15 protein-coding genes and 2 pseudogenes are annotated in these 20,879 nt (G+C 71.4%); 7 read left to right on the forward strand and 10 right to left on the reverse strand.

The annotated features are described in order from the left end of the window. Positions 1 to 14: 14 nt before the first annotated feature. Positions 15 to 4,964, reverse strand: coding sequence for a type I polyketide synthase (locus EST54_RS07970; RefSeq protein WP_372448270.1), 4,950 nt, complete (start codon positions 4,962 to 4,964; stop codon positions 15 to 17). 238 nt (positions 4,965 to 5,202) lie between these two features. Here EST54_RS07970 and EST54_RS07980 point away from each other — a divergent pair, with 238 nt between their 5' ends. After that, complete coding sequence (locus EST54_RS07980; protein WP_129246472.1) at positions 5,203 to 5,973, forward strand: thioesterase II family protein; 771 nt, start codon at positions 5,203 to 5,205, stop codon at positions 5,971 to 5,973. 571 nt (positions 5,974 to 6,544) lie between these two features. On the opposite strand, the gene EST54_RS07985 is transcribed toward EST54_RS07980, so the two are convergent. After that, on the reverse strand, positions 6,545 to 7,186 hold the full coding sequence (locus EST54_RS07985; RefSeq protein ID WP_129246474.1) for a helix-turn-helix transcriptional regulator: 642 nt from the start codon (positions 7,184 to 7,186) through the stop codon (positions 6,545 to 6,547). A 256-nt stretch (positions 7,187 to 7,442) separates the two neighbouring features. Then, entirely contained in the window at positions 7,443 to 10,367 is a 2,925-nt protein-coding gene (locus tag EST54_RS07990; RefSeq protein ID WP_129246475.1) for an AAA family ATPase, read from the reverse strand. 166 nt (positions 10,368 to 10,533) lie between these two features. On the opposite strand from EST54_RS07990, the gene EST54_RS07995 reads away from it, so the two are divergent. Then, positions 10,534 to 13,359, forward strand: coding sequence for an AAA family ATPase (locus EST54_RS07995; RefSeq protein ID WP_244942469.1), 2,826 nt, complete (start codon positions 10,534 to 10,536; stop codon positions 13,357 to 13,359). A 112-nt stretch (positions 13,360 to 13,471) separates the two neighbouring features. On the opposite strand, the gene EST54_RS35835 is transcribed toward EST54_RS07995, so the two are convergent. From EST54_RS35835 to EST54_RS08005, 3 genes and pseudogenes are all read right to left on the reverse strand, one after another. Further along, entirely contained in the window at positions 13,472 to 13,594 is a 123-nt protein-coding gene (locus EST54_RS35835; protein ID WP_275416138.1) for a hypothetical protein, read from the reverse strand. An 81-nt stretch (positions 13,595 to 13,675) separates the two neighbouring features. Beyond that, a pseudogene (locus tag EST54_RS36125) lies at positions 13,676 to 13,858 on the reverse strand (NUDIX domain-containing protein); the annotation flags it as partial. A 247-nt stretch (positions 13,859 to 14,105) separates the two neighbouring features. After that, positions 14,106 to 14,702, reverse strand: coding sequence for a TetR/AcrR family transcriptional regulator (locus EST54_RS08005; protein ID WP_129246481.1), 597 nt, complete (start codon positions 14,700 to 14,702; stop codon positions 14,106 to 14,108). A 167-nt stretch (positions 14,703 to 14,869) separates the two neighbouring features. Here EST54_RS08005 and EST54_RS08010 point away from each other — a divergent pair, with 167 nt between their 5' ends. From EST54_RS08010 to EST54_RS34020, 3 genes are all read left to right on the forward strand, one after another. Beyond that, the gene (locus EST54_RS08010; protein ID WP_129246483.1) at positions 14,870 to 15,829 is read left to right on the forward strand and encodes an alpha/beta hydrolase family protein; all 960 of its coding nucleotides are present in this window, start codon (positions 14,870 to 14,872) and stop codon (positions 15,827 to 15,829) included. Between the two features lie 204 nt (positions 15,830 to 16,033). Then, entirely contained in the window at positions 16,034 to 16,561 is a 528-nt protein-coding gene (locus tag EST54_RS08015) for a GNAT family N-acetyltransferase (protein ID WP_239013666.1), read from the forward strand. 160 nt (positions 16,562 to 16,721) lie between these two features. Continuing rightward, the gene (locus EST54_RS34020) at positions 16,722 to 16,877 is read left to right on the forward strand and encodes a hypothetical protein (RefSeq protein WP_154074011.1); all 156 of its coding nucleotides are present in this window, start codon (positions 16,722 to 16,724) and stop codon (positions 16,875 to 16,877) included. Between the two features lie 264 nt (positions 16,878 to 17,141). On the opposite strand, the gene ku is transcribed toward EST54_RS34020, so the two are convergent. The 3 genes from ku to EST54_RS36015 all read right to left on the reverse strand — a co-directional run bounded on the left by ku (position 17,142) and on the right by EST54_RS36015 (position 18,947). Next, positions 17,142 to 17,963 (reverse strand): non-homologous end joining protein Ku, encoded by an 822-nt coding sequence (gene ku / locus EST54_RS08025; RefSeq protein ID WP_129246485.1) that lies wholly within the window; start codon positions 17,961 to 17,963, stop codon positions 17,142 to 17,144. Between the two features lie 118 nt (positions 17,964 to 18,081). After that, positions 18,082 to 18,303, reverse strand: coding sequence for a DUF7489 domain-containing protein (locus EST54_RS34400; protein ID WP_129246487.1), 222 nt, complete (start codon positions 18,301 to 18,303; stop codon positions 18,082 to 18,084). 335 nt (positions 18,304 to 18,638) lie between these two features. Beyond that, positions 18,639 to 18,947: a DUF6233 domain-containing protein gene (locus EST54_RS36015; RefSeq protein ID WP_307825530.1), complete on the reverse strand. Its 309-nt coding sequence runs from the start codon at positions 18,945 to 18,947 to the stop codon at positions 18,639 to 18,641. On the opposite strand from EST54_RS36015, the pseudogene EST54_RS08035 reads away from it, so the two are divergent. Continuing rightward, positions 18,948 to 19,778 (forward strand): annotated as a pseudogene (locus EST54_RS08035) (hypothetical protein); the annotation flags it as partial. A gap of 13 nt (positions 19,779 to 19,791) precedes the next feature. Here the strand turns inward: EST54_RS08035 and EST54_RS34405 are convergent. Beyond that, entirely contained in the window at positions 19,792 to 20,007 is a 216-nt protein-coding gene (locus tag EST54_RS34405; RefSeq protein ID WP_162606731.1) for a hypothetical protein, read from the reverse strand. 296 nt (positions 20,008 to 20,303) lie between these two features. Between EST54_RS34405 and EST54_RS08040 the strand changes: the two genes are divergently transcribed. Next, on the forward strand, positions 20,304 to 20,711 hold the full coding sequence (locus tag EST54_RS08040) for a RidA family protein (RefSeq protein ID WP_129246489.1): 408 nt from the start codon (positions 20,304 to 20,306) through the stop codon (positions 20,709 to 20,711). The last annotated feature ends 168 nt before the right edge of the window (positions 20,712 to 20,879 follow it).

The following is a 20,879-nucleotide window of genomic DNA, read 5'->3' on the forward strand; positions in this document are numbered from 1 at the left end:
CTGGCTATTCCTGGCTACGAGATGCCGAGCTCTCGGTCGATGAAGGCGAGGACCTCGGCGCGGTCGGCGTCCGCCAGCGTCTGTGCGACGTCTCCGGCGCCGCTCGACGGGCCGACGTCCCATCGGGAGGCCAGAGAGCGCAGTCGGGTCGCGACGAGGTTCCGTTCCGCTTCGTCCAGGTCGGCGGAGCCGAGCGCGGAGCCGAGGCGTTCGATCTCGGTGAAGAGGGAGGACGACGTGTGCGCTCCGTCACCGAGGATGGTCCGGCGCAGATGGCCGGCGACCGCCTCCGGTGTCGGATGGTCGAAGACGAGCGTGGCCGGCAGCGCGACTCCGGCCACGGCCTGCAGTCCGTTGCGCAGTTCGAGGGCGGTGAGGGAATCGATACCGAGTTCCTTGAACTGCTGCCGCGGGGACACGGCGTCGGGCCCGGGATACCCGAGCGTGCTGGCCACCTGGGCACGGACCGTCGTGAGCAGGAGCCGGTCCCGCTCGGGGCCGGTGAGGCCCGGAAGGCGTTCGGCCAGCGTGGGGCCGGCCCCGCCGCCGGGCGTGCCGTCATGCCCGTCGGTCGCGCCGGGGTCCGCGTGCGAGGGCTGGTGCAGTTCCTTCAGCAGGGGGCTCGGCCGGGAGGCGGTGAACGAGGGCAGGAACCGCCGCCAGTCGACATCGACGAGCGCCACGTTCGCGGGGCCGTCGGGGCCGTCGGAGAGCAGCGCGGACAGCCCCAGGACGGCCAGACGGGGTTCCATGGCGGTGAGGCCGCGGCGCAGCAGGCGCTCCTCGATGCCCTCGTCCACGAGACCGCCTCCGGTCCACGGCCCCCAGGCGATCGAGGTGGCGGGCAGTCCGTCGGCCCGACGCCGCTGGGCCAGGGCGTCGAGGTGCGCGTTGGCGGCGGCGTAACCGGCCTGGCCGCTGCTGCCCACGGTGGCGGCGAAGCCGGAGAACAGCACGAACGCCGACAGCTCGGTGTCGCGGGTGAGTTCGTCCAGCAGACGGGCCCCCTCGGTCTTCGGCGCCAGGACGGTTTCCAGGCGTTCGGTGTCCAGGTCGGCGGTCATGCCGTCGTCGAGCACTCCGGCAGCGTGGAAAACCGCTGTCAGCGGATGCCGGTCCGGAATGCCGTCGAGTAGTTCCTGTACGGCCTGGCGGTCGGCGACATCGCAGGCGGCGACGGTCACGGTGGTGCCCGACGCCTCCAGATCGGCCCTGAGTTCGGCCACGCCGGGCGCGTCGGCCCCGCGTCGGCTGGTCAGCAGCAGATGGCCGACTCCTTGGGCGGCGGCCCAGCGGGCGACGTGGGCGCCCAGAGCGCCGGTACCGCCGGTGATGAGGACGGTTCCGGCCGGCCGCCAGGGGGCGGTCCGGGCGGCCGGGCGAGCGCCGCCGTCCGGGACGAGTCGGCGTCCGAGGATGCCGACCGGGCGCAGCGCCAGTTGGTCTTCGTCCGTGTGTGCGCCGCCCAAGGCCGCGCACAGCTGGGTTCGTACGTGCGGGTCGAGGGTGCTCGGCAGGTCGACGAGTCCGCCCCAGCGGTCGGGGTGTTCCAGCGCGACCACCCTGCCCAGGCCCCAGATCTGGGCCTGTTCGACAGCACCGGGCCGGTCGCCGGTTCCGGTGGTGACCGCGCCCTGCGTCAGGCACCACAGGGGTGCCGTGATCCCGGCGGCGCCGAGCGCCCGGACGAGGGCGAGGGTCGCCGCGGTGCCCCGGGGCACCGAGGGACACGCGGTGTCGTGCCGCCCGTCGAAGGCCAGCAGGGACACGACTCCGACCGGCTCCGGCCCGCCGCCCGCGCAGGCCTGCTTCAGGCGCTCGGTGACCGCCGCGGGGTCGGTGTCCGTCGTGTCGACCAGGAGGTCGACGACCGAGCAACCCGCCTCCAGCAGGCTGTCCCGCACCCATTCCGTGGTGGCGTCGGACTCCGTGCCCGGGTGGACCAGCAGCCACCTGCCGTGCGGCCCCGTGGCGGGTACGTCGAGCGGCCGCCACCGCTCGACGTACCGCCAGCCGTCCACTCTGGCCTGTTCGAGCCCCTGGCGGTGCCAGGAGGCCAGCTCCGGGAGGACGTCCTTGAGCGGGGTCTCGTCGTGGAACCGTACGTCCGGACCGAGGCTGCCCAGGTCCCCGTTCTCCACGGCCTCCCAGAAGTGGGCGTCCACCGTCCCTTGGCCGACGGTCGCGGGAGCGCCCGCCCCCGGTCCACGGCCGCCGTTCGACGCGGCCGCCGGACGGGGCCAGTAGCGCTCGCGCTGAAAGGCGTACGTGGGCAGGTCGACGTGCGCGGCGCCGGCCAGGTCCGGCAGCGCCGCCCAGTCGACGGTGACGCCGCTGACGTATGCCTTGGCCAGGGAGGTGAGGAAGGCCCGCCGGTCGCTCGTATGGCGTCGCAAGGTGCTGAGAACGGCTGCCTCCCGGCTCTCTCCCTCCACGATTTCGGACAGCGCCACCTGCAGCACCGGGTGGGGGCTGATCTCGATATAGACCTTGCTCCCGGTGGCGGCGAGCCGCTGGATGGCCGGCCCGAACTCGACGGTCCGGCGGGTGTTGCGGTACCAGTACGCGGCGTCCGGGACCGTTTCGGTCTCCGGTGACTCCCCGGAGACCGTGGACAGGAAGGCGATGCGCGCCGGCGTCGGCGCCACGTCCGCCAGGTCCGTCAGCAGCCGCTCTTCGAGGGCTTCGACGGCGGGGTAGTGGGAGGCGCAGTCGGTGGCGACGCGCCGGGCACGTACGCCCCGCTCGGCACAGACCGCCAGCAGCTCGTCCACCGCCTCGTTGTCGCCGGAGACCACGCTGATGGACGGGCTGTTGACCCCGGAGACGAACAGCCGGTCCGGCCAGGCGGCGATCAACTCCTCGACCTGCGCCCGCCCGAGAGGAACGGACACCATGCCGCTGCGTCCGGACAGTTCCAGCAGGGCCCGGCTGCGCAGCACCGCCACCTTGGTCGCGTCGGCGAGCGACAGCGTGCCGGCCGTGTAGGCGGCCGCGATCTCGCCCAGGGAACTGCCCACCACGGCCGACGGCTCGATGCCCAGGGAACGCCACAGGTCGGCGAGGGCGACCGTGACCGAGAACAGCACTGGCTGGATCACATCGACCCGGTCCAGGCCCGGCGCCCCCTCAGCCTCGCGCAGGACGTCCAGCAGGGACCAGTTGACGTGGTCGGCGAGGGCGTCGGCGCAGGAGTGCAGGGTCTCGGCGAAGACCGGGAACTCCTCCATCAGCTCCAGGGCCATGCCTGCCCACTGGCCTCCTTGACCGGGGAAGACGAAGACCACTTCTCGGCCGCCGACGGCGGAACCGGTGACCGTCCGTGCGTCCGGAACGCCTTGGACGACACTGTCCAGTCCGTCCAGCAGTTCGGCCCGGTCCGTGCCGAGGACGACGGCCCGTTGGTCGAACGTGCTCCGGGTCGTCACCAGCGAGCCGGCGACCTGAGCGGGTACGAGCCCGGGGTGGTCGGTCAGGTGGCTGTGCAGCCTGCGGGCCTGCTCCCGGAGGGCGGCGGCGGTACGGGCCGAGAGGACCAACGGCAGCGTTGCGCCGCCGCCGGTGTCCGTGCGGTCCCCGGCAGCGTCGTGTGGGGGAGCTTGTGGGGCTTCTTCGAGGATGAGGTGGGCATTGGTGCCGCTGACCCCGAAGGAGGACACACCGGCCCGGCGCGGCCGGCCCGCACGCGGCCAGTCCCGCCGCTGTGTCAGCAACCGCACCTCACCCGCCGACCAGTCCACCTTCGGCGTCGGCGCATCCACATGCAGCGTCTGCGGCAGCACCCCGTGCTGCAACGCCATCACCGTCTTGATCACGCCACCGACGCCCGCGGCAGCCTGTGCATGTCCGATGTTCGACTTCAACGACCCCAGCCACAAAGGCCGATCGGCGGGCCGGCCCTGGCCGTACGTCGCCAACAACGCCTGCGCCTCGATCGGATCACCCAGCCGCGTCCCCGTCGCATGGCCCTCCACCGCGTCGACCTCATCGGCCGTCAGCCGGGCGTCGCGCAAGGCCTGCCAGATGACACGCTCCTGGGAAGGCCCGTTCGGGGCGGACAGGCCGTTGGAGGCCCCGTCCTGGTTCACCGCCGATCCACGTATCAACGCGAGGACGGGATGGCCGTTGCGTTCGGCGTCGGACAACCGCTCCAGCACGAGTACGCCGACGCCCTCGGCCCACGCGGTGCCGTCCGCAGCGGCGGCGAAGGACTTGGCCCGGCCGTCGGGGGCAAGATTGCGTTGCCTGCAGAACTCGGTGAAGGTCGTGGGCATCGACATCACCGTCACCCCGCCGGCAAGGGCCAGCGAGCATTCCCTACTGCGCAGCGACCGGGCCGCCAGGTGCGCGGTCACGAGCGACGAGGAACAGGCCGTGTCGACGGTTACGGCCGGACCGACCAGACCGAGGGTGTAGGACAGCCGACCGGAGACCACGCTGCCGGTGTTGCCGGTTGTCAGGAAACCCTCGAAATCCTCGATGGACTCGTGCAGTCGGACGGCGTAGTCCTGGTTCATGGCCCCGGCGAAGACGCCGACGTCGCTGCCGCGCAAGGCCTGTGGAGAAATCCGGGCCCTTTCCAAGGCTTCCCAGGCGACTTCCAGCAGCTGTCGCTGCTGGGGATCGATTGTCACGGCTTCGCGCGGAGATATCCCGAAGAACGAGGCATCGAACCATCCGGCGTCGTAGAGAAATCCGCCCTCGCGCACATACGACGCTGCTTTTCCGTCCGCCGCCTCACTGAACAGCGCGTCCAGATCCCAGCCCCGGTCCACAGGAAACGAGCCGCTCGCTACCCTCCCTGACGACACCAACTCCCAGAGTGCTTCCGGGGAGTCCACATGACCGGGGAAACGGCAGCTCATTCCCACGATGGCAATGGGTTCGCCGTTCCTGTCCTCTTCCACCTGAAGCCGTCGCCGTGTATCGCGCAGGTCCCGCGTGACCTTCCGGAGCGCGGTCACCAGCTGGTCCGACCGACCTTCACCTGTCATGACCATCCGTTCTCTCCACTGACGCTGCGGGTTCCGCAAGAAGGGTTCACCGGTCCGCAGCAGCAGGACAATCCCCTAACCACCCCCTATGGCCCCTGACTTAAAAAGCTCCGCGGGGCGGGGGTTGAATCGGCAGAAGGCGACTGCGATTCTCTGAATACTTCAAGGCAAGACGCAACTTCACCACAGCGGCGGAAGGCGTAGTGAGTTGAGTTCAGAAACAGCCACCGAGTCGGACCGATGGATCCGCAGCTATCTACCGGGCCCCGCCGAGGCGCTCCATCTCGTCCACTTTCCCCATGCAGGTGGTTCCGCCAGCTATTACCGGCCCTTCTGCACCTCCCTGTCGGACCGGTTCAACGCGCTCGCCCTGCAGTATCCGGGGCGTCAAGACCGGCGCGATGAGCCTTGTGTGACCGATCTGCACGTCCTGGCGGACCTCCTGTTCGACCGGCTGCGGCAATGCGCGGACCGCCCGATGGCGTTCTTCGGCCACAGCATGGGGGCTCTCCTGGCGTTCGAGGTGACACGGAGGTTCGAGCGGGAACTCAACACCTCACCGGTGGCGCTCTTCCTGTCCGGGCGGCGCGCTCCGTCCCGTCATCGGGACGAGAACGTCGACCTGAGCAGCAAGGAGAGCCTGCTCGCCGAGATCCGGGAGCTGAGTGGCACGGATCCCCGGCTGCTGGGAGACGACGAGATGCTTGAGATGATCATGGAGCCGCTGCGCGCCGACTACCGAGCCCTGGGCGCCTACCGCTTCGCGCCGCAACCGCCCGTCCGCTGCCCGGTCACCGTTCTGACCGGCGCCGACGACCCCCGTACCTCCCAGGATGAGGCAGCCGCCTGGCAGGAGCACACCACTGGCGCCTTCGAACTGCGGGTGTTCCCCGGTGGTCACTTCTTCATCAGCGAGAACGTCGCCGATGTCACCGGCTTCGTCGCCGAGCGGCTCTCCGCTGTCCCACTGCCTGGTTGACAGGCCCGCCCGGGCCCGGGGAAAACCACGAGGTGACGCGTCGGCGGCCCACCGTGACCAAAAGCACGTCAGGTGCGCCGCCGCTTCGAGGCACCTCTTCAGGGAGATCGAGCCGTGAGCTGCGGCAGGCCCGGTCCGTCCGATGGCTCGGACGGCTCCGGTGAACGCACATCCTGCAGGCCATGACCTGCGCCGGTCCGGATGCGGAGCGCTTCCCAGCCATCCGGCGGCTCGGGGCCCAGGTGGTACGAGATGTGCGATTCCGTCGCCTGGCGCGTGACCTCACACACCCGCACCTGCCCTCGGGGCGCCATCGCCAGCAGCCGGATGCCCCGGTCCACCACGTCCCCCGTGACTGTCGGGACGCCGCTGTGCGCCGGCAGGTACGACAAGCAGGCACCACCGGTGACCACAGCGACGTGCACACGGAGGGCCTTTGCCCTTTTGAACAGGCCTGTGCATACCCCGGGACACCGCAGGCGGCAACGCGCTGCCATGGTGAGCGATCCGGGCGCCGTTGCCTTCCGATGCAGGTCGTGTCAGGCCGGACCGGCACATGTCGTGCCGTTGATCAGATGAGGCCGGCGCGGATGGCGTAGGAGACGGCGTGCGAGCGGTTGCGCAGCTGTAAACGCTTCATCAGGCCGTAGAGGATGTACTTCACGGTGCGCTCCGAATAGCACAACTTGGCTGCGATCTCGGCGAGTTCTTTTCCCTCCGAGACCAGGCGGAGGACATCGAGTTCGCGGGGGCTGACGCCTGAGTCGGTGAGGCCGCGCGGCGCAAGGGCCTCCCGGTGGGTCCACCGGACCTGTTCCACCAGCGCCCCCTGCAGGGTGGGCGGGAAGCTGCCGCCGCCGTCCGCGACGGTGAGCAGGGTGCGCACGAAGGCGGAGGGAGTGAACGTGTCACGCCACAGCACGGCGCGCACTCCCCGGTCGATCGCCTCGGAGACGTCTGCTCGCCAGTGTCGTCCGGCGACGAGGAGGAAGCGCGTGTCGGGGCTGTCGGACAGGGCGCGCAGCCGGTCCAGTGCGGTGGCGTCGACGGTGTCGAAGGCCGCGACGACGGCGTCCGCCTCGTGGATTCTCTCCGGTGGGACTTCCTGGACGCGGCGGTCGTGCTTGAGGGAGCTGACAAGTCCCGCGTGGACCACGGCGTCGGGTGAGTGGACCGCCACACGCACGGTGCCGGTGAGTATCTGCTCAGGCATTTCGCCTCCCCATCGGTAATCGCCCATGAGGTAGATGATCATGCCACGCACATTTGCCCACCGGCTTTCCGCACGCCTCGATCGCTTAAGGACAGGGAAACCTGTCGCATCGATCCGCAGGAGACCCCCGGCGTTCAGGAGAAGTCCGCCGGCGGCCCAGGAGAGTTCCGCGGAAAGGGATTTCCCCGCCGGGACTCCCCGGGCCTCGCTCCGCCCCGGCCTGCCCTGGGGGAGAAACGGGCGCGCGGCGGGACGTTCAGCGGTCCGGAGCGGTCAGGGGGTTGCCGGTGAGCATGGCCGAAACGACCTCGGTACGAGACCGAAGACCGGTGCGTGCGAACAGCCGTGACAGGCGATTGGCGACGGCGTCCTCGCTGAGCCGCAGCACGGTGGCGATCTGGCGGTTCGCGAGCCCCTCGGTAACCAGGGTGGCCAGCAGCTGCGCGTTCTCGGCGGCGGCCTGTCTGCGGCCGGGGACGGTCAGCCCGGCCTCGCGCATCGCGGCCCGGGTGTGGAAGCGGCTCAGCAACGAGCCCGTCTCCCCGTACAGTTCGTACGCCTCGTGCAGCAGCTCCGGGGGGCCCGCGTCCCCGGCCGCCGCCGCCAGCGTGACCGCGGTCTCGAACGGCTGGCACCGCGAGCGGGCCAGCTCCACCGCCTCGTGCAGCAGCTCGCGCGCGGCGCCGGAGCCCTGCTGGCGCACCCGCGCCGATGCCAGCAGGTACAGCAGCCGGGTGCGTCCGCTGCCGGTACGCCCGGCGAGTTCCTCCAGGCGCCACAGACAGCCCGCCGCCGCATCGGCCCGGCCGTCCTCCGCCCGGAGCATGGCGAGGGCAGCGGCCAGCTCGTCGGTTCCGTAGACATAGCCGCGCGCGTCGGCGTCCCGCAGTCCGCGCCGCAAGATGCGGTCGGCCGCGTCGGGACGGCCCATGGTCCGCAGCACCGCGGCCTCGGCGACGTCCAGGAAGATCTCCACATGACCCTCGTGGGTCCCGCGCTCACCGGCGATCAGACGGGCGGCGCCGGTCGGCTTCCCCCTGGCCAGCAGGATGGCGGCCGTCCCCGCGGCGAACAGATGGTGCTGGGGCGGCGCGATGAACGTCTGATCCTTCGCGACCATGCCGCGCGCCAGCGCCAGCGCGTCGTCCCACCGGCCCTGGAGGTGGAGCAGGAGGAAGTGGCTGGTGGGGGGAAGCGCCTCGGGCGGCATCCCGCGGTCCCTCAACAGGTCCATGGCGCCGCACAGGTCCGCGTTGCCGAGCAACTGGAGGGTGTACCCGGCTGCTATCGAGTACAGCGCCTCCGGGGGGAGGCCGGGGTCCGGCGGTGTCTCCAGGGCCCGGGCGAGCATGTCGGTCCGGCCCTGCACCAGGTTCCCGACGGCCTGCGCCAGCTCGGGTATCAGCCGGATGTGCGGGTCCGGGCGCCATACCGGCTCCGTCCGCGAGAGCAGGTCCAGGCCCTCCGGCCACCGCCCGCTCATGCACAACGCCAGGGCCCGCGCCGGCAATGCGGCCTCCGGGGGCAGCGGCAGACGGTCCCACCACTCGGCCGCCCCCATCCGGGACAACTGCGGCCAGTCCTTCACGGAGGTGACCGCGACGACCTGGAGGACGGCGAGCTCGTGGAGATCCGGGCCGCTGACGACGTCGGAGGGGTCGCGCAGAATCGTCTCCACCGCCTGGCCCGCCGCCGGGTGGTCGCCCACGACCCAGGCGGCCTTCACACACCGCAGCAACGCCAGTTCGCGGGCCGCCGGTTCCTCGATCAGGCGCAGCGCCGCCCGGAACCACCGCAGCATGCCGCGGTCTTCGGGGTCGGGGTGCAACGCCTCGGCGGCGGCGGTGAGTTCCGCTGCCGCGCGCTCGCGGTCGATCAGCACGCCCGCGTCGGCCATCCGCTCGGGCAGGTACGTCACGGTGTCCGCCTCCTCAAGGAGCACGGCCGGACGCCGCGGGGACGTCGCTGCGGCCGTGCCGTCCCGAGCCGCCCAGAGAGCCTCCACCGCGGCGGCGGACATCCGGGCGCGTTCCAGGGGCCCGAGCCGTTCCCGGACGGCGTGCTCCATCAGCGGTGACCGGAACACCCAGCCCCGGGGGCCGCCGCCGTCCTCGCCGGGCAGTTCGTCGAGGAGGCCCGCGGCGATCAGACGGCGCACGCTGTAGCCGACCTCCCGTTCGGAAAGACCGGTGGACCCGGCCACCAGCGCCACCGCCGTCCGGCCGAGCGGCCACAGGACGCTCAGTGCCGCCGCCGTCGTCCGGCACGGTTCGCCGAGCTCGTGCAGCGCCCTCATGAACCGGTCCTCATCGGGCAGTACCGGCACCGGCGCGCTCGCGGCGAGGAAGGCGTGCCCGTCGGCGATGCGCACCGCGTCCCGCCGCGACCACTCGGTGAGCAGCGCGTCGGCGGCTGCGGGAATCCCGCGGGTCAGCCCGAGGACGCGCGCCACCAGGGCCGGGTCGGGCGCCGCCTGCGACCGCCGCGCCACCATGTCGGCGAGCTGCAGCCGGGTCAGGCGCGGCAGGGCAATCGTCCGCGCCGTGCCCGCTTCCGCCGGCAGTCCGACGGCCTGGTCCTGCCGGCGGCCGGACGCGGCGTCACCGGCCCCGCCGGTGTGCCGCACCGACGTGATCACCAGCCGGACCTCCGGGGGGCACCGGGCGGCGACGGCTCCCAGTACGCCGAGGGATGCCGCGTCGGCGTACTGCGCGTCGTCCACCACCACGGCGACGGGCGCCGCATGCGTCAGCGCGGACAGCAGTGCGTCGGCGAGCGCCGCCCGATCGCCCCTCTCCGTGGCGGGCAGCACCTCGGCCTCCAGGTTCGCCCGGCCGGCCGCGGGCTGCCTCCCGGTGACCGACCGGTGCTCCCGCACGGCGGTGACCACCCGCAGCGCCAGCAGGAGCGGACGGTCCTGGTCCCCGCGCACGCAGACCAGCGGCAGGACCACATGATCCCGCGTAGCCAGCCGTTCGGCGGCCGCATGCGCGAACGCGCTGCGCCCCGCTCCCCGTTCTCCGTGGACGAGCACCAGGCCGGGACCGTCCGGGTCGTCCAGGCAGCGCTCCAACTCTGCCAACTCCTGCTCGCGACCCACCAGTTGCCCGCTCGCGCCATCCGCCCACGTCGCCGTGGCACCGCGCACCACCCCGGTTTCCGCCCCCCGGCCACTGTCCACAGAACCTCCTCAACGCCGTGTCACCGGCGGGCATTCCGCCTGGTACGCGCGACGGGACCGGTGCGCCGGTCCCGTCGGAGCCTGCATTATGGCCGTCTCCCGCGACGACGTCACGATCAGCGGGAGGGCCCCGGTCGACGTGGGCCGCAAGCGAGTGAGGAGTCCAGTGGAACGCCGTGCATCTCTCGTCGGCAGGGACCACCAAGTCGGCGTGGTCGCCGACGCCCTGCGTCCGGCCGGTACGGCGCGGACCCTGCTCGTGACCGGCGAGGCCGGAGCGGGCAAGACCGCCGTGCTGGACGAGGCGCGGTACGCGGTGGTCCAGGAGGGGGCCAAGGTGCTGCGGTTGTCCTGGGAGACCGCCACCGGGCCGACCGGTGCCGCCACTCTTGCCGACGCCGTCTGCGGCGTGCTCGCCGAGATCCAGCACGCCCGGCTCCCGGCCCACATCACCGCCGTGCGCCGGGCGCAGTCGCGTTCCGGTGACGGCGGCGAACTGACACTACTGTCCACGCTGGGCGAGACCCTCGCGGACGCGGCGTGCCACGTGCCGTTCGCCCTCGTCCTCGACGGCGTCGAGCGCATGCACCCGTCGACCGCGTCCGCGCTCCAGCTGATGCTGCGCGTGTTCCGGCCCGCGGGCCTGCCGGTGGTGATGGCCGGGCGCCCGGTGCCCCGGGGCCCGGCAGGCGCGCCCGACCTGGCGACGGCGGCCGACCGGGTGCTCGACCTGCCGCCGCTGCGGCCGGAGGACGTCGGCGAGCTCGTCGGACAGCGCCTCGGCCGTCCCGCCGAACCCGCGCTGCTCGCGGCGGTGCGGCGTGCCCTCGGCCCCCTGGCCGGCAACCCCGCGGCCGTGCTGTCGGTGCTCACCGCGCTGGACGAGGACGACGGCCTCGTCGACCTCGACGGCCGTGCCTGCCTGGCCGGAACGGAGGACAACCTGCGGCTCACCGTGGACGCGGAACCGCTGCGCCGGGTCACCGCCGACGGCACGGACGCCGCCGTCGCCCTGGCCGGCCTCCTGCACCGCGCGGAACTGCGGCTGGAGGACCTGCACCGCCTGATCCCGGCGTGCGCGGTGCTCGCCGCGGACCTCGGCCGGACGGTGGACCGGCTGGTGCGGGAGCGGGCGTTGACCATCGACGGGGACGGCCGGCTTGCCTTCGCCGTCCCCGCGCTGGCGGCGGCGCTGCGGACGCTGCCGCCCCGCCGCGACGTCCGCTCGATGCACGCCGCCGTCGTGCAGACGGTCGCCGAGCGGCTGGGCCCCGCCGCCACGGGCGCCTGCCATCCGCTGCTGGCCGACCACGTCGCGGCCGCGGGTCCCGCGCTGAACGACGGCGTGGCGGTGCCGCTGCTGCTGGCGGCCGCCGCCAAGGACGCCCGGTCCTACCATCCGCGGGCGGCGCGGGCCTACCTGTCCGTGCTGCGCCGTCTGCCGCCCAACTACCCCGCGACGCTGGGCGTGCTGCGCGAGGCCGCCGAACTGGGACTGTGGTGCGGCGACCACGCCCACGTCCTCGGGCTGGGCGAGCCGATCCTCACCAGCCTGCGGGACCCCGGCCCCACCGACGGCGGCGGGCTGGAGTTCGCCACGCACGCCTGGGGGCTGTCCGCACTGCACGAGCACCGGTCGCCCTTCGACGACGGCGCCGTGGCCCGGGAGGTGTTCGCGCGGATGCCGCGGGCGGCGATGCTGGCCGCGCTCGGCGGCCGGTACGGGATCGGCCCGCTCACCCCCTGGCCATCGTCCGCGGAACCCGCCCCGGACAGCGGCCGGCTGCACGACGGGCACGGTCCGCTGCCGTCCTGGGCCGAGCTGCGGACGCTGGCCGCCGCCGTGGGCGGCCACGAGGAGCTGGCGAGGGCCGTCCACGGCCTCCAGCGGGAGGACGTCTGCGAGGCGGCCATCGGGCGGCTGCGTGACGCCGCGGCCTACGGCGACCTGGCGGGCGCCCTCGAATCCGTGCTGGGCGAACGCTACGTACGCGCGGGCCACAGCGCCGCCGGCCGCTACCACGCCATGGTCCGCGACTACCTGGCCGGGCGCTGGGACGACGCCCTGTCGGCAGCCCGCGGCATCGAGCGGCGCAGCGGGGCCCCCGGCGGGACGGGCGGCCAGTTGGCCCGGGCGCTGGCGGCCGAGATCCACTGCTTCCGCGGTGACCTCGTCCGCGCCCGCGAGTGGCTCGACCTCATTCCCGGCACGGTCGTCCACCCGTTGGTGGCCCGCGCCCGGCTGGGGGTGCGGTACTGGTCGGGACAGCAGGACGCGGCGCTGGAGGAGGCGTGGCACGACGTGCGGCGGGCGCGCGACAGCGGCCTGCTCACGGGGGCCGAGAGGGTGCTGCTGCGCATCCTGGAGTTCGCCGAGGAGACCCGGCCGCGGCAGGCGCGGCAGGCGCTGGAGCAGCTCGCGGCACTGCACGCGGAGGCGGACACGGCCATGACCCGGGAGGCGCTGCTCGTCGCCCGCGGGATGCTGGACCGCGACGCGGACGGCGCGCACGACGCCTACCGCTCGGCCGGGCGGCGGGGCGACCGGCACATGATGCTGTACTGCTGCCAGGTCCTCGCCCAGGTCGGCGACGATCCCCAGCCGTGGCTGACCGAGGCGGCGCACCACACCCACCTGCTGTCGCTGGGGCGTCCCGGGCGCGCCCTGCTCGGCCGGTCGGCGCAGCGCCGCAACGTGCCGCTGCCGAGGGGCCGTTCGGCCCCCGAGGGGCTGAGCGAGGCGGACGTGCAGCTGATCGGCATGGTCGGCGAGGGCGGGACCAACCGGCAGATCGCGGCCCGTCTGGCGTGCAGCGAGAAGACGGTCGAACAACGGCTGGCCCGGCTGTTCCAGCGCACCGGCCGACGCTCGCGGGTGGAGCTGGTGGCAGCCTGGCTGGACGGGAGCCTGGCCGGGCTCGGCCCGGTGCCGGACGTCCCGCCGGGCGGTGCGCCGGGACCGGGAGCGGGGTTCGGCCCGGCCGGCGGGTGAACGCGCGGGCGGCACAAGAGGCGTTCACGGAGGTGGCGTGCACAGGCCACGCGATCGAACTCCTTGGCCTGGGCTACGGGGCGCCTGCGTTCAGGATGATGTCCCTCGTCCTTCATGGGGGTGAGCAGCGAGCGTCCGGCCAGGGCAGCGGCCAAGGCGTGGGTGTGTCCGGGAAGGCGAGCTCCACCGCCTCGCTGAGCACACAGCAGCCCTGGGTCTCGGTCGTGCGCGCCATCTCGGTCAATCCCGCAGCCGCACGCGTCGGCAGCAGCGCGAAAACCTCCAGAGAATTTCGTGTGCTGTGCGCTGCGAAAAGACGCACACCGTGCGCAGAGGCCATGAGCCCGATTTCCTCCCGGAGTTCGCGCACGGCCGCCTCCCGCCAGCTTTCCCCGACTTCCAGGTATCCCCAGGGCAGAGCCAATCGGCCACGCCCCGGGGGGGGAGAGCACGGCGGATCACGACGATCCCCCCCCCGAGAGCCGTCCTCCTGTGTCACGGGCTGTAGTGCGACCCCGGCAGGTAGCGGGTTGCGCGCTGCCGGGCGTCAGCTGCAGCATCGGCTCGGTCGGCGACGCCACCTGCCGTACATGCCTGACAACTCCAAGGACCCTAGTCACGGCTGCCAAGGGGCTGGCGCTGCCCCCTACTGGGCGGGCCTGGTCGAGATGCTGCTCCCCCTGACGAGCGGTCCGATTCGCTCGATGTCGTCGAGGAGGGCCTGGTCGCGATGTCGCTCGTCGGTATCAGGACGTCTGCGGTCGCTGGAGCCCCTGGAGGAGGAGGGCGACCAGGCGTCGGGGGTCGTATCGGGGGTCGTTGTCGCGTCCGATGCACAGGTTGCCGATGCCGCGCATCAGCTCGTAGGGCTGTGTGCCGGGCTTGATGTCGCCGGCCTCGACCGCGGCGTCGAGCAGTTGGGCGCAGACGGGCAGCAGGCGGTCGAGGAAGTAGGCGTGCAGCGCGGCGAAGCGGTCGCTGTCGGACTGCAGGGCGTCGGCGAGGCCGTGCTTGGTGACGAGGAAGTCGACGAAGAGGTCGATCCATTGGTGCAGTGCGTCGAGCGGGGAGTCGGCGTTGGCCAGCAGGGTCCGGCCGGCTTCGGCGCATGCCTCGATCTGGTGCTGGTACACGGCGGTGACGAGGTCCGCCCTGGTCGGGAAGTGGCGGTAGATCGTGGCCATCCCGACGCCCGCCTGCGTCGCGATCTGGCGGATCGGCGCGTCGACGCCGGAGGTGACGAACACGCCGGCTGCGGCAGTGAGCACCGTTTCCCGGTTGCGCTGAGCGTCAGCCCGCTTGCTTCGGGACGGCGAAGCCCCTGCAGGACCCTCGGCGGCCATCACGTTCTCCTTCGACACCGATTGACAAAACGGAGCAGCGCTCCAGATACTAAATGGAGCAGCGTTCCGTTTCAGGGTAGCCGAAACGGACGCCCCTGACTGCCTTGCCTGCCCGCCGGCCGCAGGAGACCGGCGGTGGCAGGCGCCACCGAAAGGGAATCCACACCGTGAGCACACCCACTACCACCGACGCCTTCGGCACGCCCGTGCCGGTCCTGTCCTTCAGTCCCGTAACCCTGCCCGTGCCCGGACGTCCCGTGGATCTCCAGGTACGCGTCTCCGCACCCGCGACCGGAACCAGTCTCCCCGTCATCCTCCTCTCCCACGGCCACGGCCCCTCGAACAACCTCTCCTCACTCAACGGCTACGCACCGCTCGCCAACTTCTGGGCCGCACACGGATTCGTCGTCGTCCAACCCACCCACCTCACCTCCAGCACCCTGACCCACCTGGTCGCCGACGCCCCCGGCGCACCCGACTTCTGGCGCTCCCGCGCCGAGGACATGGCCCACATCCTCGACCGGCTCGACGCGATCGAGAACGCCGTGCCGCAACTTGCCGGTCGGATCGACCACACCAAGATCGCCCTCGCAGGACACTCGCTCGGCGGCTTCACCGCCGCCCTCCTGCTGGGTGCCGGGCTCACCGACCCCGACACCGGGAACGTAGTGCACCTCGTCGAGCCTCGAATCAAGGCGGGCGTACTGCTCGCCGCACCCGGCAGGGGCGGCGACGTCCTCAATGGGCCCATGGCCGAGCTGTGGCCGATCATCGGAGCCGTCGACTTCTCCACCATGACCGCACCCGCGCTGGTCGTCGCCGGCGACAAGGACGACTCCCGGCACTTCACGGACATGGGGCCGGACTGGCACACCGACCCCTACAGCCTCGCCCCCGGCCCCAAAACCCTGCTCACCCTGTTCGACGCGGAACACGGACTCGGCGGAATCGCCGGATACGACGCCGCCGAGACCACCGACGAGAACCCCGAGCGAGTCGCCGCCCTTGCCCAGCTCACCGCGGCCTACCTCCATACCCAACTCCACCCCGGCGCCCCTACCTGGCAGATCACCTGCGAGGCGCTGACGAACGGACCCGACCCCGTAGGACACGTCGAATCCAAGTAGCCCGCAGCCACGTCCCGCATCCGACGGCCCGCGCCGGTCGTCGTTCGGCTCGCCGCGTCCGGGTCGCGCAGGGCGCCACAATCCCCCGCGCAGCACGAACGCGCTGAAGCCCAGGCCCGGGAGCCGCGAGAAGCGAGGCGGCGCAGCAACTGCTGCTGGTACTCGGGTTCTGGCTCAACTTCCGTGATGCCGTAACTTTCCGTCATGCGTGCGCTTCCAAGTCGAATTGGAGAGTGGCTGATGGTCGATGGAGTAGCTCTCGACGGAGTGCTGACCCGTCTTGTCCCGACGACCGAGGATGATTTGGACCTGCTGGCCCAATGGTTCGCTTCCCCAGACTTCGTCGAGCGCTGGGGCGGCGTACCGAAATCGCGTGACGAGGTGGCTGAGAAGTACGTCGGGCGGCGCCGGCCGCGTGTGGAGTCCTTCCTTGTACTGGCACAGAGCACACCGGTGGGCTACGCGCAGTACTGGCACGCTGGCGTGGCTGAAGGCGGCATCGACATGGTGCTGGGACCGGAGGCGCGAGGCCGGGGCTTGGGGCCGGATGCCGCTCGCGCGCTCCTTGCGCACTTGGGCGGGAATCTTGGATGGCGGCGCGTGACGGTCGATCCCGTGAGAGGCAATGTGCGGGCAGTGCGCGCCTGGGAGAAGGCCGGCTTCCGGCAGGTGTCGAGCGAAGCTGAGAACCTCCTCATGGAGTTCAGCTTTTCCGAGGGTCGCCAAGGCTGACCGCTGTGCGTAATGGTCGACCGTCACTACTGGTTACGACAGCAGGACTCGTTTTCGGAGGAATTGGAAGCCAGCCCGGCCGAACATTTGGCGCTTGAGCATCTTGATCCGGTTGACGTGCCCCTCGACCACACCTGACTGCGTGTTTCTAATCCGTGGTGTGTCGGGCGGCGTTGCCGCCCCCACGGTCGGCCTCTTCGCGGGCGAGGGCACCTACTACCAGGTCATGAACAACTATCGCGTCGGTGCCACCGTCCCCTTCACCGTCCAACGCGGAGGCCAGACCATCACCGTCCAGGTCACCCTCGAGCCCTGACGCACCTTTGAGTTCCAGGGCAGCGTCAGACCGGCGATCACAGCGTCGCGGTCACGGTCGATGCCCGTTGCGAGGGTGTGAAGGCTCGGTAGGTCGTCCTGGCGGACGGCGTCGAGCCATTCCAGGAGTCGTTCGCCTCAGCCAGGAATCCTGCGTGGTCTGCGCCAGGCGACGGGAAGGAAGCAGCCCGCAGCAGTAGTCCGTCCGCTCGCACCACCCGGGGTGTGGCGGCGGGAGATCATCGGCCGGGCACCGGCCGGACCGTCACCCGGTGCGGCGGGGGCCCGGCCCCTTGGGGGTCTTCTGCGCGGTGGACCGTGCTTCCTGTGCAGCCCGGACGCTCTCCTGCAGCATCTCCATCAGGTCCACCACCGGGCCGGCCCGGGCTGCGGGAGCATGCGGTGGCTCCTGGCCGGCGAGCTTCGCCGTCACCACCTCGTCGAGGGCCTCGCGGTAGTGGTCGCGCTGGTCGTCGAGCCGGAAGTCCTCGGAAAGGGACTGCATCAGGGTCTGCGCCATCTGCAGCTCCTGCCGCCGTGGCTCCGGGGCCGGCTCGACCAGGCCGTCGGCCGCCCGGATTTCATCCGGCCACAGCAACACCTGGGCCACGATCACGTCGTCGCGGACTCTGAGGACGACCAGCCGCTCCCGGCCGCGCAGCGCCATCCGTGCCACGCCCACCAGCCCGCTGTCGGCCATCGCGTCGCGCAGCAGCCGGTAGGGGCGGGTGCCGGCTCCCTCCACGCCCAGGTAGTACGGCCGGTCCAGCGCGATCGGGTCGACGTCGCCGGCCGGGAGGAAGCCCACCACCTCGATGGCTCGCATGCTCGGCAGCGGCAGGTCCGCCAGGTCGCTGTCGCTGAGCACCACGGTGCGGCCGTCCGGCGCCTCGTAGCCGCGGGCGACCTCGTCCAGGGGCACCTCGGTGCCCTCGGCCTCGCAGATGCGGCGCTGCCGGATCCGGGCGCCGTCCCGCGCGTGCACCTGGTGCAGCGGGACCGCCTGGCGCTCGGTGGCGGCGTGCACCGAGACCGGGATCGACACCAGGCCGAACGTGATGTGCAGGCGGGCGATTGCAGGGACCATGCCCCTATGCCACCTCCGCCGGCAGTGATCGCACGCGGGCGGCGCTCAGCCGGCCAGGGGCCTGCGGCGACCCCGGACCGGCAGGAGCGGATTGCCGCACCTCCATGCTTCTGAAGGGCTACTCCCTGGCCGGGTCGGCGCCCGGCCGCTTGACGATCCGGTCATCGACCACGATCGACTTCCAGAGCCGGCGGCTGATCCGGACCTTCACGGATTCACCGTCGGCAAGGCGGACCTCGACGAAGTGATACATGTTCGAGCCATCGAGCATGCCCCGGGACTTCTTGATGACGATGCCTTCCCAGGAATCGTCTCGGCCGACTTTGCGAGATTTGAACATGATGTGGAGCCTACGAGGATCGGCAGCCGACCCTGCAGGGCCGTGAGTCGCATCCTCGCGATGACATATGTCCTGCCGGGACGTTGAACCCGGAACGCAGGTCAGGCGGCTCGGGCGGGGTTCTGCTTCTGCCGGACGTCAGACAAACACGGAATGCACAAGGGGCTCCCGCCGACGCCGTACCGGTGGCACGGCTGCTGGCATCGCGCGCATCTGCCCAGCTTGTCGGACGGGCAGAGCAACGGCACCGCGGCGGGGCGCGGATCGGGTGTGGTCATCGAACGTCCCCTGTTCTTGCTGTGCAATCCCGGCGGGCCTGGCGTCATTCCCGGTCGTCAGTCGACCTGGAGCTCCCTGTCCGGGCGGCACAGCGCGCACGGCAGGATCCCGGCGGTCAGGGCCTCGATCGCGTCCCGCCGGGTGATCCGTTTCAGTCGCGCACCGCCCACGGTGCACTCCCCGAGGTGGACAGCGACCGGACGCGGATCAGCCCCCACATCCACCTGCAGGGTCCACTCAGGCGGATTGCGCGGGCGCGCCGACGCGGCACGGGATTTCTCCCACTGCTGGACCTCGACGACCCGTTGCTGGACGCGCTGCAGCTGCAGGTAGATCTCTATCGCCCGGAGTCCGCAACATGGCACATTGTGGCTATGACTTCTTCCCCTTCTGTTGTCGATCTGCGTGCTGAACCGGTCGACGAGGTGCTCGACCGGGTCGAGCGGTCTTTGGACGTTCGGTTGGAGCGGGGGAGTGTGGTGCGCAAGCGTCGCTCGGTCGGTGCGCGCACGGACCGCGGGACCTGGGTGCGGTTGGAGCGCCGGCCTTTGGCGCGGGTCGACGGCCAGGGGTGGAACGGCATGGAGGCCGCGGCAGCGCTGGAGGGCGCCGCTGTGCCGCGGTGGCTGGCTGGTGTCGCGTGGCGGGACGCGTCAGGCGAGGCGATGTGACGGGCGGATGAGACGACCCTGCTTCCCGGTGCCCCGGTAAAGCCCGGGGGAACTCTCACCGTCGATCCTCAGGTCCTCGGAGCCTGGTGGGGGCAGCTGAACAGGTCACTGGATGCCCTGGCCGGCCAGACCACCACCCGCATCGCGACGCCGGACACGGTCACCATCACGCAGGCTCGGGTCACACAGGAGGTCACTTCGACCTTCGGCGACCTCGACACAACCCTCGCGGACTGGAGGCCGGCCCACGCGGACCTGAACTGGGCGAACGTGACGGGCCCGACGTTTTGCCTGTTCGACTGGGAGAACTGGGGCATGGCTCCCAGGGGTCTGGACGCTGCCTCGTTGTGGAGGAATTCTCTGGCGGCCCCCGGCCTTGCGGAACGGGTGTGGCGGGAGCGCCGCGAGGACTTGGAAAGTAGGGACGGGCTGTTGATGGCGCTGTTCTACTGCACGAAGGTCGTCGGCCACTGGGCTGACGAGGCCGATCCCAAGCTCGTGCCCGCCCGGATCGCGGCTGAACGGTCGTGGGCGAACTTCAGGCCCGTTCACGACGCGAGTGGTCGCGCAGCAGCTTCCGGTATTGGCGCACTGTCGCCTCGCTGGCATTGAGGTGCAGTGCGTCGACCAGCTCACGCAGGTGTTCTGCGTCGTCCGAGCCCACCGTGACCGTGGCAGCAGGAGGTAGGAGGTAGGCGGCGCGGAATGCGGCCTGCACCCGCGAGGCTCCGCGGTGTTCAGGCTGCAGGAACATACGGGCGTCCACCGCTTCCCACACCGCACTGGTCGTACTGCCGACGAAGGCCGGACGGCTACGCCGCGGCCGACTTCGACCTTGGAGCGGTAGGTCTTGCGCCGCCGTTCTGGTCGATCGGGAGTTCATTCCGGTCGGCATAGTGGCAGCGACCGCCCGGAAATCCCCACCACCGGCGATGCCGCGACCAGCAGCCGCCGAGGTGATGCGGCCGAGGTGTGGCGCCCGGTGGGTAGAGTGCATCATGAGGCCGGTGTGTGTTCCGGCCTGCTCCATGGCTACTGAGGAAGTGTGCTGTGCCGCGTACGACGTTTCAGCCCGAGGCCCTATTCCCCAGCCGTCCATGGGGGTTTTCCCAGGTTGCGGTTTCGCCGCCCGGGAAGATCGTCAACATCGCGGGGCAGGTCGCGTGGGACAGCAACCACGAGGTGACGGCGGTGGGGCGGGAGGCGCAGCTCCGCCAGGCGCTCCAGCATGTGTTCATCGCTCTCGAAGCGGTCGGCGGCAGCCCGGATGACATTCAGATCCTCCGGCTCTACCTTCCGAACTTCGAGTCCGGTCCCGAGGCGGATGTGATCGGCCGCGTCTTGGTCGACGTGTTCGGGACGGAGAACCCGCCCCCGTCCTCATGGATCGGGGTGCAGGGCCTGGCGCAGCCCGAGTACCTCGTCGAGGTCGAGGCCATGGCGGTCGTTCCGGAGTAGAAGCGGGCGGGATCGGCGACACGGCCTCGCACGGTTTCCGACGAGGCGGGGCGAGCCCGCGCGTGTATGCCGGGCTCCCGTGCCCGCACCCTGTGCTTGCCGGTCCGAGCACAGCGGACCCGATCACCGGGGAGGCTGGCCAGGAGGCCAAGCCCACGGCGCGGGGCC

Origin of the sequence: Streptomyces sioyaensis (genome assembly GCF_004122735.1) — a bacterium.
Taxonomy (GTDB): Bacteria; Actinomycetota; Actinomycetes; order Streptomycetales; family Streptomycetaceae; genus Streptomyces; species Streptomyces sioyaensis.

Bases quoted from the DNA above. Each gene is read 5' to 3' on its own strand.
- EST54_RS07985 (WP_129246474.1), bottom strand. From the start codon at position 7,186: ATGCCTGAGCAGATACTCACCGGCACCGTGCGTGTGGCGGTCCACTCA.
- EST54_RS35835 (WP_275416138.1), bottom strand. From the start codon at position 13,594: ATGGCGCGCACGACCGAGACCCAGGGCTGCTGTGTGCTCAGCGAGGCG.
- EST54_RS08005 (WP_129246481.1), bottom strand. From the start codon at position 14,702: ATGGCCGCCGAGGGTCCTGCAGGGGCTTCGCCGTCCCGAAGCAAGCGG.
- EST54_RS08015 (WP_239013666.1), top strand. From the start codon at position 16,034: ATGCGTGCGCTTCCAAGTCGAATTGGAGAGTGGCTGATGGTCGATGGA.
- ku (WP_129246485.1), bottom strand. From the start codon at position 17,963: ATGGTCCCTGCAATCGCCCGCCTGCACATCACGTTCGGCCTGGTGTCG.
- EST54_RS34400 (WP_129246487.1), bottom strand. From the start codon at position 18,303: ATGTTCAAATCTCGCAAAGTCGGCCGAGACGATTCCTGGGAAGGCATC.
- EST54_RS34405 (WP_162606731.1), bottom strand. From the start codon at position 20,007: ATGTTCCTGCAGCCTGAACACCGCGGAGCCTCGCGGGTGCAGGCCGCA.